The following is a 15156-nucleotide window of genomic DNA, read 5'->3' on the forward strand; positions in this document are numbered from 1 at the left end:
GGGGGGCCTTTCAGAAGTCTTTTCCGCCGCATGTCGGCGTGTTTTCTACCTGGTTTGCTATGGTTTCAGGAGTCCTGGGCGCCACCTGGCCGCTGCGGGCCCAGGCGCGCACCACTGCGTAGCCGCGCCAGGGCCGCCAGGCCTGCGAGGCCTCCTCGGCGGCGCGGGCCGGGCGGGGCGCGCCCTGCACGCCCAGCGCCTTGTGCAGCGCCACGTCGCCCGCCGGAAAGGCGTCGGGCCAGCGCAGCGCGCGCATGGCGATGTACTGGGCGGTCCAGTCCCCGATGCCCGGCAGCGCCCGCAGGGCGGCCACCGTGGCCTCGACGTCGGCGGCGGCGTGCAGCGCGAGGCGCCCCTCCGCCACCGCCCGGGCCAGCGCCACGATGGCGGCCTGCCGCTGGCGCACGATGCCGAGCCGGCCCAGCGCATCGCCCTCGGCCCCTGCGAGCGCATCGGGGGTGGGAAAGAGCCGCCGCAGCGCCGGCCAGGGGGTGTCGATGGGCTCGCCGAAGCGCTCCACCAGCCGCTGGGCCAGTGTGCGCGCCGCCGCCACCGTGACCTGCTGGCCCAGCACGGCGCGCACCGCCAGCTCGAAGCCGTCCCAGGCGCCCGGCACGCGCAGCCCGTCGCCTTCGGGGAAGTCGACGTGCAGCACCGCGTTGATGGCCGCCGGGTCGGCGTCCAGGTCGAACAGGCCGCGCACCCGCGCGATCACGCAGGGCAGCACGGGCAGCAGGCTGCCGGACACGCGCAGCAGCACCTGCGACCGCTCCCGGCCGGCCGGCGAAGGCGCCGTGTCGAAGCGCGCGGCGATCCAGCCGGCATGCTCGCCGCCCTGGGGGGCGCGCAGCCGCACGGTGCGGCGCAGCTCCGCATCCGGCCCCAGCGCCTCCATGCCATGGATCTGCCGCTGCGCGAAGAAGCCCAGCAGCGCCGCCACGTCCAGCGGCGGCCGGAAGGCCAGCCGCACCGCGCCCGCGTCCTCGGCACCCCCGCCCGAGCGGCGCAGGCCCGTGGGGTTGAGCCCGTAGTGCTGCGCGAATGCGGCGTTGAAGCGCCGCACGCTGCCGAAGCCGCTGGCCAGCGCCACCTGGGTGACCGGCAGGTCGGTATCGGTGAGCAACTGCTTGGCGGACAGCAGCCGCCGCGTCTGCAGGTATCGCAGCGGGGAGATGCCCAGCGCCGACTCGAATACCCGGCGCAGGTGCCGGTCGCTCACGCCCAGCCGCGCGGCCAGGCGCTGCATGGGCGCCAGATCCGGGCCTTCCCGACCCTCCATGGCCTCGCCGCCATCCCCCGCGCCCTCGGCATCCAGCAGCCGCAGCGCCTCGCGCACCAGGATGCCCTGCGCGTCCTGCACCGACCAGGCGGGCAGCAGGCGCGGCGCCAGCTCGGGCCGGCAGCGCAGGCAGGGGCGGAAACCCGCGCTCTCGGCCTGCGCGGCCAGGGCGAAGAAGCGGCAGTTCTCGCGGCGCGGCGTGCGCACGGCGCACACGGGCCGGCAGTAGATGCCGGTGGAGGTCACCCCGGTGAAGAAGCGGCCGTCGAAACGGGCGTCCCGCGCGGCCAGCGCGAGGTAGCGCGCCTCGTCCTGCGCCGTGCCGCCGGTGCCCTGCGGGGCCGTCGCTACTGGGGGTGTGCGGTGTGCGTGCATGGGGGCATCATAGGCTTCACACCCCGGGGCGCTGGCCGTTTTCGGACCTCTGCCCGGAGCGTGGAGGGGCCTTCGCGGCCCCGGCCAGAACGCGGCATCCGCCTACGCCCGGCCGGCCCTGCGGGCCCCCGGGCGCCGCCTACAATCCCCGCGAATCCGCCGCCGGCCCGGCCGGAGCGCCCGTACCGCGGGCCCCGGAACCCGCCCCGCCGGCCCGCAGCCCGCCAGGGCGCGCGTCTCCCCGACGCAACGACGAACACATCCCCAGCAAAGGAATTGTCCCCGTGCAGCTTCATTCCGCCATCTTCAAGGCCTACGACATCCGCGGCATCGTGCCGAGCACCCTGACCGAAGACGTCGCCCGCGCCCTGGGCCGGGCCTTCGGCACGGCCGCCCGCCGCGAGGGCGAGACCACGGTGGCGGTGGGCCGCGACGGGCGCCTCTCGGGCCCGGCGCTCGCCAGCGCGCTGATCGACGGGCTGGTCGATGCGGGCATCGATGTGATCGACGTGGGCGCCGTCACCACGCCCATGCTCTATTTCGCGGCCCATACCCTGTGCCGCAGCGGCATCCAGGTCACCGGCAGCCACAACCCCAAGGACTACAACGGCTTCAAGATGGTGCTGGCCGGCCGCGCCATCCACGGCGACGAGATCCAGGCCCTGCGCCGCACCATGGAGGACGGGAGCTGGCAGGCGCAGGCCGGCGGCGCGGTGCGGACGGTGGACGTGCTGCCCGCCTACGTGCAGCGCATCGTCTCCGACGTGAAGCTCGCGCGCCCCATCAAGGTGGTGGTGGACTGCGGCAACGGCATCGCGGGCGCCTCGGCCCCGGGCATCTTCCGCGCGCTGGGCTGCGAGGTGATCGAACTCTTCTCCGAGGTGGACGGCAACTTCCCGAACCACCACCCCGACCCCAGCAAGCCCGAGAACCTGCGCGACCTGATCCGCGCGCTGGAGGGCAGCGACGCGGAGCTGGGCCTGGCCTTCGATGGCGACGGCGACCGGCTGGGCATCGTCACCAAAGATGGCCAGAACATCTTCCCCGACCGGCAGATGATGCTTTTCGCGAGCGACGTGCTCTCGCGCGTGCCCGGCGCGCCCATCCTCTTCGACGTGAAGTGCACCCAGCGCCTCGCGCCCGCCATCGAGGCCGCCGGCGGGCAGGCCGTGATGTACAAGACCGGCCACTCGCTCATCAAGGCCCGCATGAAGGAGCTCGACTCGCCCCTGGGCGGCGAGATGAGCGGCCACATCTTCTTCAAGGAGCGCTGGTTCGGCTTCGACGACGGCACCTACGCGGGCTGCCGCCTGCTGGAGATCCTGAGCCGCCACGACGACCCCGGCGCGGTGCTCAACGGCCTGCCCGCCAGCCACTCCACGCCGGAGCTGAACGTGGCCTGCGAGGAGGGCGAGCCCCACCGCCTCACGGCCGAGCTGCAGGCGCTGGCGCCGGCCGCCTTCGCCGAGCCCGCGCGCATCAGTACCATCGACGGGCTGCGCGTGGACTGGCCCGACGGCTTCGGCCTGATCCGCGCGAGCAACACCACGCCCGTGCTGGTGCTGCGCTTCGAGGGCCACACGCCCGAAGCGCTGGCGCGCATCGAGGCCGCCATGCTGGCGCTGCTGCAGCGCGTCAAGCCCGGCGCCGCGCCCGGGGCCGCCCCGCACTGACCGCCCGGCCATGCGCATCGCCGCCGCCCAGACCACCTCGCTGCCCGGCGACGTGGCCGCCAATCTCCAGACCCACCTGCGCTTCGCCGAGGCCGCCGCCGCGGCCGGCGTGCAGGTGCTGGTCTTTCCCGAGCTCTCGCTCACCGGCTACGACCTGCCCGGCCTGGCCCGCCAGGCCGCGGGCGCCGGCGACGCCGTGTTCGCCCCCCTGCGCGATGCCGCGCGCCGCCACGGCATGGCCCTGGTGGTGGGCGCGCCGGCCCGGCGCGAGGGCGGGGCGCGCCCCGGCATCGGCGCGTTCACGTTCCACCCGGACGGCCGCGCCGCCCTCTACTGCAAGCGCCACCTGCACCCGGGCGAAGAGGTGCATGCCGGGGCCGGCACGGAAGACGTCCACCTCGCGGAGTTCGCGGGCGTGCCCACGGCGCTGGCCGTGTGCGCCGATATCTCGCACGGCACCCATGCCGATGCGGCGGCCCGCTCCGGCGCGGCCGTCTATGCGGCCGGCGTGGTGATCTCCGAAGGCGGCTACGCGCAGGACTCGGCCCACGCCCAGGGGCATGCCGAGCGCTGCCGCATGGCCGTGCTGCTCGCCAACCATGGCGCGCCCACGGGCGGCTACCGCAGCGCCGGCCGCAGCTCGTTCCGGGCCCCGGGCGGCGCGCTGCTGGCCGAGGCGCCGGGCACCGGCGACTGGCTGGTGATCGCGCACCGCGACGCCTCGGGCTGGAGCGCCCGGGCCGAGCCCGTCGCCGCGCCATGAGCGCCGCCCGCGCCCTCTACTCGGCGCTGATGGCCTGCGCCCGGCCGCTGCTGCGCCGCAAGCTGCGCCGCCGCGCCGTGGCCGAGCCGGGCTATGCGCAGGCCGTCGAGGAGCGCTTCGGCCATTACGACACCCCGGGCACGCCGGAGCCGCAGGCCCCGGGCGCCGGCCCCCTGGTCTGGGTGCACGCCGTGTCGCTGGGCGAGACCCGCGCCGCCGCCATCCTGCTGGACGCGCTGCGCCCGCGGCTGCCCGGCATGCGCCTGCTGCTCACCCACGGAACGGCCACCGGCCGCGCCGAAGGCCGCAAGCTGCTGCGGCCCGGCGACCTGCAGGCGTGGCAGCCCTGGGACACGCCCGGGGCCGTGCGCCGCTTCCTGCGGCACTTCCGGCCGGCCGTCGGCATCCTCATGGAAACGGAGATCTGGCCCAACCTGATCGCCGGTTGCCGCGCGCACGGCGTGCCGCTGGCGCTGGCCAACGCGCGGCTCAACGCCCGCTCGCTGGCGGGCGCGCGCCGGCTGGCATGGCTCTCGCGCCCGGCCTATGGCGCGCTCGCCGCCGTCTGGGCACAGACGGCGGACGACGCCGCGCGCCTGCGCGCGGCCGGCGCGCGCGTGGACGGCGTGTTCGGCAACCTCAAGTTCGACGTGGTGCCCGACGCGGCGCTGCACGCCCAGGGCCGCGCATGGCGCGACGCCAGCCCGCGCCCCGTGGCGCTCCTGGCCAGCAGCCGCGAGGGCGAGGAAGCCCTGTGGTGGGCCTCCTTGGCATCGAATCCGCTCCATGTCGTTGCAAAGGCTTCGGATGTTGCTATTAAAAACATAGCGAATAGTCCGGCCGCACCGACCCGGCCCGTGCAGTGGCTGATCGTGCCCCGGCATCCGCAGCGCTTCGCCGAGGTGCGCGCCCAGCTGGAGGCCGCGGGCCTCACGGTGTCGTGCCGCAGCCAGTGGGGCGGGGCGCCCGAGCCCGCCGACGTGTGGCTGGGCGATTCGATGGGCGAGATGCCGCTGTACTACGGCCTGGCCCACGTGGCGCTGCTCGGCGGCAGCTTCGAGCCGCTGGGGGGGCAGAACCTCATCGAGGCGGCGGCCTGCGGCTGCCCCGTGGTGATGGGGCCGCACACCTTCAATTTCGCCGAGGCGGCGGACAACGCGGCCGCGGCCGGCGCCGCCCTGCGCGTGGACGGCATGCCGCAGGCCATCGCCACGGCCGAGGCGCTGGCGCTGGATGCGCCCCGGCAATCCGCGCTGCAGGAGCGCGCTCTGGCCTTCTCCGCGGCGCACCGGGGGGCCGCGCACGCGACGGCGCAGGCCGTGGCGCAACTGCTGCATACCCGCGCCGCCTGACTTTCCGAGGGCATAGCAAAACCCAATTGCCGAGTCAGTTTCCATTCAGGTTCGCCGTCGCGTAATGGGATGTATCCATTCCCTTCCGGAGGCAGCCATGAATCTCTCCCACCTTCGCATCGGCCTCAAACTGGCGCTGGCCTTTGCCATCACGACCGCCTTGACCCTGGCCATGGGTTTCGCCGCATGGAGCCAGATGCGCGCCATCCAGGCCGGCTCCGAAGACCTGGCGACCAACTGGCTGCCCAGCGTGCAGGCCATCGGCGACATCCGCGTGGCCGCCAACCGCGTGCGCCGCAGCGAGAGCGAGCTGTTCCTGCCGGAGGCGAGCGAGGCGAGCCCGAAGCGCCGCGCGGAACTGGCGCAACGCATGGAACTGCTCCAGCAATCCGAGGCGGCGTACGTCCCGCTCATCACGCCGGGCGAAGAGCAGCGCCTGTTCGATCAATACCGCTCCGTTCGCGAGAACTACACCCGGATCCAGGCCCGCATGCTGGCGCAGCCGGCGGATGCCCGGGCAGAACTCACGCGCCTGTTCTTCGCTGACTCCGACCAAAGCTTCGAGGCCCTGGTCGGGGCGCTTGGCGCGAGCGCCGACTTCAACCGCCAATCCGCGGACGAAGCGCAGCGGAACGTGCGCGCCACCTACGACCGGGCCATTCTGACGCTGTTCGGACTCCTCGCGGCGACCACGGCCATCGCCATCGCGGCGGCATGGTGGATCACGCGGCTGATCACACAGCCGATCCGCGAGGCGGTGACCGTGGCGCAGGGCGTTGCCGCGGGCGACCTGACCATGCCGATCGTCCCCCGGGGCCGCGACGAGGCCGCGCAGCTCATGCAGGCGCTCTCGGGCATGCGCGACAGCCTGTCGCAGGTCGTCGGCGGCGTCCGCGCCAACGCCGAGAGCGTCGCCACGGCCAGCGCCGAGATCGAGCAGGGCAACATCGACCTCTCCTCGCGCACGGAAGAGCAGGCATCCGCGCTGGAGCAGACCGCCGCATCCATGGAGCAGCTCGGCTCCACGGTCCGCCAGAACTCCGACAACGCCCAGCAGGCCAGCACGCTCGCGCAGGACGCGGCCTCGGCGGCGGCGCGCAGCGGCGACGCGGTCGGAACGATGGTCGGCACCATGCGCTCCATCGACGAGGCCTCCGGGCGGATCTCCGACATCATCGGGCTGATCGACGGAATCGCCTTCCAGACCAACATCCTGGCGCTGAACGCGGCGGTGGAAGCCGCCCGGGCCGGCGAGCAGGGCCGGGGCTTCGCGGTGGTCGCCAGCGAGGTGCGCAGCCTCGCGCAGCGCTCTGCCTCGGCCGCCAAGGACATCAAGGAGCTGATCGCCACCAGCGCCCAGCGGGTGCAGGACGGATCGACCCAGGCGGAGCAGGCCGGCGCCGCCGTCCAGTCGGCCATCGAGCGCATCCAGAAGCTGGCCTCCATCGTCTCCGAAATCAGCATCGCCACGCGGGAGCAGAGCGACGGGGTGTCGCAGGTCGGAGAGGCCGTGGCGCAGATGGACCAGACCACCCAGCAGAACGCCGCGCTGGTGGAGGAAAGCGCGGCGGCGGCATCGAGCCTCAAGGCGCAGGCGCAGCAATTGGTGGACGCCGTCTCGGTGTTCCGGCTGCCGCGCGAGCGGGAGATCGGCGGGCTCGGCCTGCGCCTGGGCGCACCGGCCTGACCGGGCCCGCCCCGCTGCCGGCGCCGGCAGCGGGGCAGGGGCGGGGATGACCTGCCTCAAGCACGCGGCGGGGCGCGCCGCCGGCCATGCCGCACCCATGCCGCACAATGGCAGCACCTGCGGGCCACGAGCGCGCACGGTCCGACACATGATCGAAAAGCACTACCTCACCCCGTTGTTCGCGCCTGGCTCCGTCGCCGTGCTGGCCGGCCGCGCGGACGCGCCGGACACCCTCATGCCCAGTGCCCGGGCCTTGCACGAGGCGCTGCGGGCGCAGCGCTTCGCCGGCACGCTGCAGTTCCTGGACATCCACACCAGCGGCACGCTGGCCGACCTGGCGCAGACGCGCGCCGATCTCGCGGTGATCGCGCTGCCGCCGCAGGACACCTGCGCGGCGCTGGAGGTCGCGGGCCGCATCGGCTGCCGCGCCGCCCTGGTGCTCTCCCAGGGGGTGGGCGCCGACGATGCCGCGCAGCTCAAGAAAATCGCGCGGCGCGAGGGCATGCACCTGCTGGGGCCCAACTCGCTGGGCCTGCAGCGCCCGCACCTGGGGCTCAATGCCAGCGCGGCGGGGCCGCTGGCGCGCGAGGGCTCGCTGGCCCTCGTGTGCCAGTCGGGGGCGCTCACCGCTTCCATCCTCGACTGGGCGCACAAGAACGCCGTCGGCTTTTCCACCGTGGTCTCGCTCGGGCCGAACACCGACGTGGACATCGCCCAGGTGCTCGACTTCCTCGCCAACGATTCGCGCACGCAGAGCATCGTGGTCTACATGGAAGGCATCGGCAGCGCGCGGCGCTTCATGAGCGCGCTGCGCTCGGCCGCCAACGCCAAGCCGGTGGTGGTGCTCAAGGCCGGCCGCAAGCCCGCCGGCAACGAGGCGGCGCAGACCCACAGCGGCACCATCGTGGGCAGCGACGACGTGTTCGACGCGGCCCTGCGCCGCGCCGGCGCGGTCCGCGTGCGCTCCTTCGTCGAGCTGTTCTCGGCCGCCAAATGCCTGGCCTCGCGCTACCGGCCGGTGGGCCGGCGCCTCGCGCTCATCACCAACGGCGGCGGCCCGGGCGTGCTCGCGGCCGACTGGGTGAACGAGATCCTGCTGGAAATGGGCCGCCTCTCGCCCGAATCGGTGCGCGCGCTCGCGCCGCAGCTGCCGCCGCTCGCCTCGCTGGCCGACCTCATCGACCTCTCGGAGGAAGCCGGGCCCGAACACTACCGCGCGGCCATCGAGGCGGCCGAGAAGGACCGGCAGATCGACGGCGTGCTGGCCATCCACTCCCCCAAGCCGGGCGCCGACGGCACGGCCGTGGCCACGGCGGTGGCCGAATCGAGGCGCCTCATGGGCAAGCCGCTGCTGGCCTGCTGGATGGGGGACACCACCGTGGGGCCCGCGCGCGAGGTGCTGCGCGCCGCGGGCATCCCGAGCTTCCGCACCCCCGAGGCCGCCGTGGGCGCCTTCGGCAACATCGCCTCGTTCTACCAGAACCAGCAACTGCTGCAGCAGACCCCGCCGCCGCTCTCGGCCCTCTCCAAGCCCGACATCGAGGGCGCGCGCCTGCTCATCGAAAGCGTGCTGGCCGAGCGCCGCCACGTGCTCACCGAGATGGAGTCGAAGACGCTGCTCGCGGCCTTCCAGGTGCCCGTCACCAAGACCCTGCTCGCGCGCAGCGCGCACGAGGCGATGATGATCGCCACGCAGCTCGGCTTTCCGGTGGCCCTCAAGATCGACTCGCCCGACGTCTCGCACAAGTCCGACGTGGGCGGCGTGGCGCTGGACATCCACACCGGCACCGCCGCGCGCGACGCCTACACCGACATGGTGCAGCGCGTGGCGCGCCTGCAGCCCGGCGCGCGCATCAACGGCGTCACGGTCCAGAAGATGGCGCGCGCGCGGCGCGGCCGCGAGATCTGCATCGGCCTGGTGACCGACGATCCGTTCGGCCCGGTCATCACCTTCGGCGCGGGCGGCACGATGATCGAGCTCATCGACGACCGGGCCATGGAGCTGCCCCCGCTCAACCAGTTCCTGGCCCGCCGCCTCATCGAGCGCTCGCGCGTGGCCGAGACGCTGGGCGAATGGCGCGGCGCGCACGCGGTGGACCGCGAGGCCCTGGAGCAGACCCTGCTGCGCGTCTCCGAGATGGTCTGCGCGCTGCCGCAACTGCGCGAGATGGACATCAACCCCCTCATCGTGGATGCCGGCGGCGTGGTGGCCGTGGACGCGCGCATCGTGGTGCGCGACACCGCCCAGGGCGGCAGCGGGCGCAGCGACGGCTACGGGCACCTGGCCATCCTGCCGTACCCGGCGCGCTACGAGCAGACCTGGCCCATGCGCGGCGGCGGCGAGTTCCTGGTGCGGCCCGTGCGGCCCGACGACGCGCAGATGCTGCAGCGGCTGGTCAAGGATCTGTCGCCCGAGAGCCGGTACTTCCGCTACATCTCGCAGATCGCGGAGCTGCCGGCGCCGATGCTCGCCCGCTTCACCCTCATCGACTACGACCGCGAGATGGCCCTGGTGGCCGTGCACCGCGAGCGCAGCGCCGGCGAGGACGGCGAGATCCACGGCACCGAGCGCATCGTGGGCGTGTCGCGCTACGTCACCAACCCCGACCAGACGAGTTGCGAATTCGCGCTCGTGGTGGCCGACGACTTCAACGGCCGGGGCCTGGGCTCGCGCCTCATGCTCAGCATCATGGAAGCGGCGCGCGACCAGGGCCTCACCGAGATCCAGGGACTGGTGCTGACCAACAACCCGAGCATGCTCAAGCTCATGCGGCGCCTGGGGTTCACCGTGCGCGCCTATCCGGACGATCCGGACTTCAAGCTGGTGGCGCACCAGCTTTAAGAGTGGCCGACACGACTGGTCGAAACACGGGGGGTGCTGGTCAGCGGCGCAAACCGGCACGACTCCATGATGTTCGAGACGAGCGCACCTGCGCAGTCACGGCATCTCAAGCAGGATTGCCAGGCGGGGTATCGAAAGCAGCAAGCGGCTGGGCAAACCAGACCGTAGCTGGAGCATGGGGCGAGCGCATTCGCCCCATACCCTTTCTGACGCGACCACCACTGCCAAACTGAAGCGGTTGGGTCAGGTCATATCCGGCTGCAAAGCATGTTGCGACGCGCTTCGGCTTGCAACTCAGAAGCCCGCCGTCAGCGTCGCGAAGAAGCGGCGGCCGGGCATGTAGAAGTTGTTGCCGCCGTCGCGCGCGCCATTGGTGTTGCGGTCGAACAGGTTCTTGACGCCGACGTTCAACCGCAGGTTCTGGTTCACGCGGTAGTTGGCACCGATTTCATAAAGCACATAGCTGTTCTGGATGCGCTGCTCACCGAACCCCGTGGCGTTGTTGGCAATGCGCCAGGCCAAGCCCATCTGCTTGCCGATGAGTTCCGCGCCGAAGGTGACGCCCAGGGCCTGATTCACCTGCCAGTCCACCACCGAAGAGCCACTCCACTTCGAAACAGCCGACAGCGGTGCGCCGGTGGTCTTGTTCTCGGCCTTGAGCATGTGCGTGAGGCTGTTGTTCCAGGTGATGGTCCTGGAAACCGGCACGCGCAGGTTGGCTTCGAAGCCGCGCGTGACCGCTGAATCGACGTTGACGTACTGTGCCCAGAAGGTCGAGCCGCCGTTCAGGTAGCCGATGCCCCGTGCGTCGATCTTGTTGGTGAAGTCGGTGTTGAAGAAGGTCAGGCCGGCCTGCCAGTCGTTGTGCTCCCAGGCGACGCCCAGTTCCACGTTCTCCGAGGTCTCGGGCTTCAGGTCTGCATTGCCCCGGGTGGCGCAGCCTCCGCCCTGGTAGCCGGCCAGCGTGCAGCCCGCACCTTGCGACTGGCTCACGAAGTTCGGGTTCGATTGGCGCAGCGTCGGTGCGCGGAAGCCTTCGGAATAGCCACCGCGCACCGTCCAGGCGGACGTGGGGTGGTAAACCACGTAGGCCCGCGGGCTGAGGTGGGAGCCGTAATCTTCATGATCGTCCGCCCGCAGCCCCAGCGTCAGGCTCAGGTTGTCGAGCAGGAAGATCTGGTCTTCAAAGAACAGCGCTTGTGATCGGGCTTCCTTGTACGTCAGTCCCACGACGCCCGACGCGTTCGCCACGGAGCCGACGGAGTTGGGGTTGTCCAATTCGGAACGCTGCCACTGGGCGCCGACCGTGAGCAACTGGTCGAAACCGAATTTCAGCGGCATGGACACGCTGCCATCGACCACCAGGTCCTTGGACACCGCCTCGGTGGTGTAGGTCCGCGCCGTAGTCGTGCCCGGCACGTACACGAACTGGCCGTTCTGGGTCACGGGCGCAGTCGTGCGGTTGGCGTAGCGGCTCTGCGAAACCGACAGCCTGGACGTGCCGAAGCTGTACTTGCCGGCGTGCGCGAGCGCGAAGCTTTCACGCTCCATCTTCGCCGGGCCGCGGGTGGAGGAAGCGGCGGCAAAGCCACCGGGGTTGCTGGTGGAAGGGGTGGGCCCGCTCAGCGTCCGCCATTCGGACTGCTGCAGGTCCAGCGAAAGCTTGTGGCTGGCGTTCAGGTCCCAGTCGAGCCTGCCGCCCAGCGATTGCAGTTTGGCCCCTTCGCGGCCGCCGCCCCAGCGGAAGGCTGTGGTGCCATCGGCCAGGCCGCTGTCGGCCTGGCGATAGGTCTGCTGGCCATTGATGCGCAGCTTCAGGCCTTCGGCCAGCGGGCCGCCGATGGTAAAGCCACCGGTGTAGTCGTTGCCGCGGATGGATTCCGGATTCACCTCGGCACCGGCGGTGACCTGGCCGCCCCATCGGGCGCCGGTCTTCTTGGTGATGATGTTGATCACGCCGCCCATCGCGTCCGAGCCGTACAGCGAGGACATGGGGCCGCGCACGACTTCGATCCGCTCGATGGACTCGGGCGGGATCCAGTTGAGTTCGTTGCGGGTGTAGCGATCGAACGTCTCGCTGGAGCTGCCGACGCGCACGCCGTCCACGAGGATCAGCGTGTACTGCTGCGGCAGTCCGCGGATCTGGATGCTTGTGCCGCCATCCGGCGTAGTCGCCTGGGTCAGCCCGGGCACGCGGCGCAGCACTTCGTTCAGGTCTGCGGCGGGCACGCGTTGGATGTCTTCTTCCGTCAGGATGCTGAGGCTGGCCGGCGCGTCTTTGACGGCCGTTTCGGTGGCGGATGCGGTGACGGTCACCGTGCCGAGTGCCGTGCCCTGGGCCCAGGCGCCCCCGAGGGGCAGGGCCAGGCTGACCGCGGCGGCCAGAGGGAGCAATTTGAACGAAGCGCTGGAATGGGACATGGAAACGGAGAAAGAAAGCGAATCGGACGGCGGGCCCACGCTTCGACCTGCGGCGGCCGGCTCGGCTGCTTCAGGGTCCGGGAACGCAGTGGGCCCGCACAGTGGCCGCCGCACCAAGGGGCGGACACGCGGGCTTGCTCGCCGGAGAGCCCGGCTGGCAAACGGAATCATTCGCAATACGTTTGGCTACCGTTTGTCCGTCGATGACCGTTCATGGCAAACCGGGCCGGGCTGCCATGTTTCGTTAAGAACGACTGGCCGGCGCTGGCCATTGCGGGATCAGGCCGGCAGCTCGACCACGGCCCGCAGGCCGCCTTCCGGGCGGTTGTGCAGCCGCAGCTCGCCGCCATGCGCACGAACGCAGGACCGTGCGATGGCCAGCCCGAGGCCGAAGCCGCCGGTCTCCCCGCTGCGAGCCATTTCCAGCCGGCTGAAGGGCTGGAAGGCCTGCTCGATCTGGTCGGGCGGAATGCCGGGGCCTTCGTCGTTCACCTCGATGCGCAGCACCCGGTTGGCCGACAAGGCCATCTGCACCTGCACGCGCCCGTAACGCGCGGAGTTGTCGATCAGGTTGGCCAGCGCGCGTTTCAGGTGGGCTGGCCGGCAGCGGTACGGCAGGGCCTGCGGCGGCGACCAGGCCACGTCGCGGCCAAGCACCCGCTGCTGCTCGATCACCTCGCTCACCAGCAAACCCATCTCGACATGCTGCGTGGTTTCGCGCATGGCGTCGTCCTGCGCGAAGTGGAGGATTTCCTCGACCATGGTGTTCATCTCGTTGAGCGTGGCGACCATGGCGTGCCGCAGTTCGTCGTCGTCCACCAGTTCGGCGCGGATACGCAGCGACGTGAGCGGTGTGCGCAGGTCGTGGCCGATGGCTGCGACCATGCGCGTGCGATCGTTCACCACGCCGAGCAGGCGGTCCTGCATCTCGTTGAAGGCCTCGATGATCTCGCGCACGCCTTCCGGCCCCGCCAGCGGCAGATGGGCGGAGCGCTCGCCACGGCTGATGCGCTTGGCCGCCTCGGTGAGCGTGCGCAGCGGGCGCATGATCCGGCGGCCGAAGAAGATCGCGATGACGACGATGGGCAGCACGCCCACCGGCACCGAGAAACTCAGCACGCGGCGCCAGTGGCTCAGCAGCAGGGTGGGCACATGGCTGCTGGTCAGCCACCGGCCGTCAGGAAGGCGCACGTCGATGTGCAGCACCCTGTCGTGTTCGTCCTCGTCGGGCAGGGCCAGATCGGCGTCGGCGGGCGCCCGTGGGCGCAGGCCGACCTTGATCGGCACGTCGGCCGGCAGGCCCAGCCGTTGCCGCAGCCCCTGGGCCAACGCATCCTCCTGCGGCGAAGGGGCGGTGGCATCGTCAGCCGACGCGGCGCGGATACGGAACCGGGATTCGGGCTGGTTGATGTGCTCGAGCAGACCTTCGGCCGCCGCCGGGTGACTCACGACGGTACGGTAGACCGAGACCACACGGGTCTTGTTCGACTGCGCCCACAGCGGGTGAACCTCATCACCATCACTGCGAAGCCAGGCCAGCAAAAGCACCGCCACCACGTGGGCGACCACCAGCGCGAGCAGCAGCAGCGCCAGCAACTGTCCGGCGAGGGTGCGCGGCAGAAACTTCATGCCGTGCCGGCCACGGTCCTCGCGGTCAGAAGGTAGCCATCGCCCCGCACGGTCTTGAGCATCTGCGGACGGCGCGGATCAAATTCGAGTTTCTTGCGCAGGCGGCTGATCTGCGTGTCGATGCTGCGGTCGAAGACGAAGTCGCCCTCGCGCCGCGTGAGGTCCATGAGCTGGTTGCGGCTCAGCACCCGGTTGGCGTTCTCGAGCAGCGCCCGCAGCAGGTGGAACTCCGCTGTGGTCAGGGGCACGGGGCTGCGCGTGGGGTCGCTGAGTTCGCGCTTTCTCAGAGCCTGTTCAAAGTCTCCCCGAGGATGTGAGAAGCTCAGGGCGTGAGAAAAAGCTATCCGAGCGACATCAGTCGCAAACAATTCGAGACCATCAAGCCACTCCTGGAGAGCGCGCGCAGGAGGACAGCGCCACGGCGAGTGGAACTGTACGAGGTGTTCTGTGCAGTGCTATACCTGCTCAGAAGCGGCTGCCAGTGGCGCATACTGCCCGAGGATTTCCCCAAGTGGCGAACGGTGCATGCGTACTTTGCGATCTGGAGTGAGCCGCGTGAAGGCGGCAGCCTGCTGGAGCAGTCCTTAAAAAAATCAGGTTGGCGCGGCCCGCGAGAGACTGGGGCGCAACGCCTGCAGCGCGTTCTTGATCGTGGACGCGCAGAGCGTGAAGAACACGGACACGGCAGGGTTCAAGGGCTATGACGCGGGCAAGAAGGTCTCGGGCATCAAACGCCACATTGCGGTGGACACCCAAGGACTGCCGCACGCGATCGCGGTAACTACGGCAGAGGTGACGGACCGCAAAGGAGCGCTGCAAGCACTGCAGCGCTGCAAACCTGCCCTGGGCAGGGTGAAAGCGCTGCTATGTGACAGCGGATACGTAGGCAATCCGTTCGCAATGGGGGTCAAGGACATCCTGGGAGGGCACGTCACAGTACAGATCGCCAAGCGCAGTGAACTGCACACATTCAAGGTGATGCCCCAGCGCTGGGTGGTGGAGCGCAGCTTTGCATGGTTGGAGAAGAACAGGCGGCTGTGGAAGAACTGCGAGAAGCTGCTGAACACCAGTTTGCAGCTCATCCACTTGGCGTTCTTGGCGCTACTACTCAAAAGACTTTGAACAGGCTCTTAGA

The 15156-nt window shown here is 70.8% G+C and carries 10 protein-coding genes and 1 pseudogene; 7 read left to right on the plus strand and 4 right to left on the minus strand.

Annotated elements, in window-relative coordinates:
* Positions 1 to 10: 10 nt before the first annotated feature.
* Positions 11 to 1654: a DNA-3-methyladenine glycosylase 2 family protein gene (locus AX018_RS14350; protein ID WP_111878233.1), complete on the minus strand. Its 1644-nt coding sequence runs from the start codon at positions 1652 to 1654 to the stop codon at positions 11 to 13.
* Positions 1655 to 1938: 284 nt separating this feature from the next.
* Here AX018_RS14350 and AX018_RS14355 point away from each other — a divergent pair, with 284 nt between their 5' ends.
* The 6 genes and pseudogenes from AX018_RS14355 to AX018_RS25450 form a co-directional block, all read left to right on the plus strand.
* Positions 1939 to 3327 carry a phosphomannomutase/phosphoglucomutase gene (locus AX018_RS14355; protein WP_111878235.1) on the plus strand — a complete coding sequence of 463 codons (1389 nt, stop codon included), beginning with the start codon at positions 1939 to 1941 and terminating at the stop codon, positions 3325 to 3327.
* A gap of 10 nt (positions 3328 to 3337) precedes the next feature.
* Positions 3338 to 4090 carry a carbon-nitrogen hydrolase family protein gene (locus tag AX018_RS14360; protein ID WP_111878238.1) on the plus strand — a complete coding sequence of 251 codons (753 nt, stop codon included), beginning with the start codon at positions 3338 to 3340 and terminating at the stop codon, positions 4088 to 4090.
* Positions 4087 to 5442, plus strand: a complete 1356-nt coding sequence (locus tag AX018_RS14365) for a 3-deoxy-D-manno-octulosonic acid transferase (RefSeq protein WP_111878241.1) — start codon at positions 4087 to 4089, stop codon at positions 5440 to 5442. The genes AX018_RS14360 and AX018_RS14365 overlap by 4 nt, the downstream gene beginning before the upstream one ends.
* Positions 5443 to 5539: 97 nt before the next feature.
* Complete coding sequence (locus tag AX018_RS14370) at positions 5540 to 7129, plus strand: methyl-accepting chemotaxis protein (protein WP_111878243.1); 1590 nt, start codon at positions 5540 to 5542, stop codon at positions 7127 to 7129.
* 148 nt (positions 7130 to 7277) lie between these two features.
* A complete protein-coding gene (locus tag AX018_RS14375) occupies positions 7278 to 9971 on the plus strand; it encodes a bifunctional acetate--CoA ligase family protein/GNAT family N-acetyltransferase (protein WP_111878246.1) in 2694 nt (897 codons plus the stop codon).
* Between the two features lie 15 nt (positions 9972 to 9986).
* Positions 9987 to 10161 (plus strand): annotated as a pseudogene (locus AX018_RS25450) (IS5/IS1182 family transposase); the annotation flags it as partial.
* Between the two features lie 104 nt (positions 10162 to 10265).
* On the opposite strand, the gene AX018_RS14385 reads toward AX018_RS25450, so the two are convergent.
* The 3 genes from AX018_RS14385 to AX018_RS14395 all read right to left on the minus strand — a co-directional run bounded on the left by AX018_RS14385 (position 10266) and on the right by AX018_RS14395 (position 14269).
* The gene (locus AX018_RS14385; RefSeq protein WP_170146264.1) at positions 10266 to 12392 is read right to left on the minus strand and encodes a TonB-dependent receptor domain-containing protein; all 2127 of its coding nucleotides are present in this window, start codon (positions 12390 to 12392) and stop codon (positions 10266 to 10268) included.
* A gap of 279 nt (positions 12393 to 12671) precedes the next feature.
* Positions 12672 to 14021 carry an ATP-binding protein gene (locus AX018_RS14390; protein WP_111878252.1) on the minus strand — a complete coding sequence of 450 codons (1350 nt, stop codon included), beginning with the start codon at positions 14019 to 14021 and terminating at the stop codon, positions 12672 to 12674.
* Entirely contained in the window at positions 14018 to 14269 is a 252-nt protein-coding gene (locus tag AX018_RS14395; protein ID WP_245951559.1) for a winged helix-turn-helix domain-containing protein, read from the minus strand. Before AX018_RS14395 ends, AX018_RS14390 begins: the two co-directional genes overlap by 4 nt.
* An 81-nt stretch (positions 14270 to 14350) precedes the next feature.
* Here AX018_RS14395 and AX018_RS14400 point away from each other — a divergent pair.
* A protein-coding gene (locus AX018_RS14400) for an IS5 family transposase (protein WP_170146265.1) occupies positions 14351 to 15143 on the plus strand; the annotation gives its coding sequence in 2 pieces (ribosomal slippage) (positions 14351 to 14610 and positions 14609 to 15143; 795 coding nt in all).
* Positions 15144 to 15156: the final 13 nt, after the last annotated feature.

Source organism: Paracidovorax anthurii (genome assembly GCF_003269065.1).
In the GTDB taxonomy this organism is placed as follows: domain Bacteria; phylum Pseudomonadota; class Gammaproteobacteria; order Burkholderiales; family Burkholderiaceae_C; genus Paracidovorax; species Paracidovorax anthurii.